Source organism: Leptospira sarikeiensis (genome assembly GCF_004769615.1).
Classification (GTDB): domain Bacteria; phylum Spirochaetota; class Leptospiria; order Leptospirales; family Leptospiraceae; genus Leptospira_B; species Leptospira_B sarikeiensis.
The window spans coordinates 1-3,435 of sequence record NZ_RQGF01000040.1 but is presented as its reverse complement, the minus strand read 5'-3'; the positions used below and the strand labels follow the sequence as shown (position 1 = coordinate 3,435).

The 3,435-nt window shown below is 44.1% G+C and carries 1 pseudogene; it reads left to right on the top strand.

What is annotated here, in order from left to right:
• A pseudogene (locus tag EHQ64_RS20275) lies at nucleotides 1-3,393 on the top strand (hypothetical protein); the annotation flags it as partial.
• Nucleotides 3,394-3,435 lie beyond the last annotated feature (42 nt).

Genomic DNA, 3,435 nt, shown 5'->3' with positions numbered 1-3,435 from the left:
GCAGACGCATTTGATTCGCTTTGGGATAAGATCCAAACTGGAGCGGATTATCAATACTTACGAGATGCAGGATATAAGTTCCAACAAGGTGCCAACGGAACAATCGTAGGAATGAGATCGATCAACAGTGGAGTGTATAAGGTAGAAGGACAAGCAATGCAGGATCCTACTTATACTGCGATCTTTGTGGATCAGTATCTGACGATCCAAACTCAGTTCCAACCACCGGCACTTTCCTTAAGCCAACTTAGTCCAGGAGAACTTGCATCTACCGGATTCAATCCGGATTTAGTAAGCGCATATATGAATGATATCTCCACTCAGGAAGACAATATCAATCCTGCGTATGAACAATTCTCGGATAAATCAGAATATTTGAAAGCATACTCGGATGCAAACGAGGAAGAACGAATTGCAAACGAGAAATACTATGAAGATTCAAGATCTGGAGTATTATTAACATATAATGGACTTCAGAATACATTCCAAAAAGACCAGAATGTTCCAGGCACACCTGCAGCGGAAGCCCCAGTTCAGAAAGATGCGAAGAACGCAAAGTTTGCAGCGATCTCAGATAAACTAAGTGCAGGCAATTCAGGAACAATTAAAGTTTCTATTGGAGTTGGAACAGAGGGAAGCCAACTTCAGGACTTTGCTATAGATCAAAACAAAACTGTTGCAAAAGTCTCAGAAGAATCCCAGCAGGAAACCGTTCAGAAAGGTTTCGATTCCATCATGTCCGATTATAAGGATAACTTAAAGTTATACGGATATGAATTCACAACTGTCGGAGAAGAATACAAAGGGATTTGGAAACTTGTAGGAAGTGCAACAGTTAGTGGAATTCCGATCGATGTAACATTTGGACAAGAAGAGATTAGTGTGCCTACAACTTTCCATCTGGAAAACTTAGGATTCAATTTTGGATTCAGTGGTGTAGGGGAACAATATACAGGACAAAAGCTTCAGGAAGTATATCAAACATATTCTGATTACTTAAATGGTATTCTCAAGGATATCCAAACTCAGCAGGCACAAAATCAAGCCGATGCTGATTTCAAAAGACTCTTATTCGATGTTGCTGCTGGAATGGTCGGCGGACAGAGCATGCAAGAAGCTGCTAAGGGTGTCTACCAAGACAGGGTAACTGGAGCAATCGCAGAAGCTACTGGTCTTCCAGCGTCCTTTGTTGGAGCATTAGTAGGTGGAGGAAGTTTTGGAGATGCTGTAAAAGCATATGTCCAAGACGAGGCTACAAATGCATTAGCGGAAGCGACTGGAATTCCTGCTTGGGTAATCTCTGGAGAACTTGCGAAACATAGTCAACCGAAAGAGCAGTGGTATCAAAGCCAAACTTTCCAAATGGTAACTACAGTTGCAGCGGTTGCAGCAGCACCATTCACAGGCGGAGCATCTTTATATGCAGCTGTTGCGATTGGAGCTGCTACGGGAGCTGCTCAAGGCGGATTGCAAGGAGCAATCGTTGGTGCAGCCGGTGGAGCATTGCAAGCTGCGACCAAAAGTTTAAGTGGTGGAGCTGTTAGCGTAAATCTTAGCTATTCTTATGCAGATGGCTTTGGTGCATCCGTTGGGGTCGGATACGGGCCAATGGCAGCATCCATCAGCGTTACTCAAAATGGTGGAATGACTGGTAGCCTTGGTTTCGATTATAAAGGATTCAACGGTGGAATAAATATCGGAGCAGATGGATCTGTTAGCGGAAACGTAGGATTTAGCGCAGAGAATGGAGCGAACTTCGCTTTAAGTTATAGCCAACAAAGCGGGGTTGGAGTCAACGCTGGTCTTAATAGTGATAAATATGGAGTCGGCGGAAACCTGAGTTTTAGCCAAAACGATGGCTTTGGAGGAGGACTATCTTATGGATCTCCTCAAAATGCGGATAAAACCAATAAATGGGCAGGAACAGGAGCTAATATCAATTGGTCTGAATACGGCTCGACGAATATTAACATTACTGCAGCTGGTGGAAAAGATGGTGCAAACAACACGAGTCAATATGGTTCTGGAGGAGTAACCGCAGGAACCTGGACACAAGGAGATGGTTTTGCTGCAAATACCAATTTCTTGAATGATAAATGGAGCCAGGACTATTTAGAGAAGGCTTCCTCTAAAACAGATACGGATACTCCGGATCCAACCAAACAAGCAACAGGTGACGCGAAACAAAGAGGTGCAGATGCAGTAAATGGAGCGGGATACGAGACTGCTAGGAGAGAGAGTGAGGGTGGCAATCTGCTGGATAGCGTAATCGACAAGATCGTTGGTAGTGGAGCTTCTGATCCAGCGACGATGCGAGATGTACAAGTCGATGCAAATGGCAAAAAGATACTTTCTCAAAATGATGTTGCCGCTTTCTGGGATCAGTGGAAAGGAGACTCTCGAGCAGAGACAGACGGAATTCTTAAATCGCTGAAAGAGTCTGGTTATGAGACTGGCGCATTAGAACAACAGGTTAAGGATTATCGAACTCAGGTAGATACTGCTGCAAAACAAAAGGCAATAGCTGAAGCGCAGGCAAAACAAGTCCAGACTCAAAATGCCGGAGCGACTACTGCAACAACAGGTTCTGATGGACCGGATTGGGGTCGGGCTTTAGTCGCGGGTGTTAGAGTGACTGGAGGACTGATAGAAACAGTCGGTGGAATTGGTATTGCAATAGCTTCCGGAGTCACTGTTGCTGGAGCCTTGGCAGGAGTAGCAATAGCAGCTCATGGTATTACAGAAACTGGTTTTGCAACAGGTGAGTTGATCAACGCTCTTTCTGGGAACGAAAAGAAAATTGGTGGTACAATTGAAACCGTAGCTGGATCGATAAATAAGGATTATGCTGGATATGGCTTAGTCGCTGATAATGTCCTTGGCCTTACTGGAGTTGTCAAAGGGGTCGCAATGGTAGGAACAAAATTGTTGCCAGCTGTTATTTCTACAGAGTCCGTTGCTGGCTCTGCTGGTTTGGGTGTTGGGGCAGGAATGTTGATTAAAAGCACTGAGCCGAATGCAGATGCATGTTCTATAATAAATGCAGGATTGGTAAATGGGCAGGTTTCAGCTGTTGCAGCTCCACTTAGCTCGTTGACAGGTTCATGGCTTGTAAATTCTCTCGCAGGTGGGACTATAATGGGAATAGGAGATGGGATTTCACAAGTTAAAGACAAAGGATTTGATGGCGTTGACGTGGATCAAATGGTTGTAAATGGAATTATCAATGGAGTGTGGATTGGAGCAGCAACTAAACTGAATGGTTTATATGGCGCTTGGTATCCGAAGGCGGGTAATTGGGAAACTTTTGTAAATTCCGATGGAGCAGCTGGCTTATTGCAGGCAGCTCCGTCAATTTTTTCGGGCGGTTATTTTAATAATCGCCCGAAATGATAAAGACAAAGTTAAATAATGAATTAGTCTCGTATAGTCTGT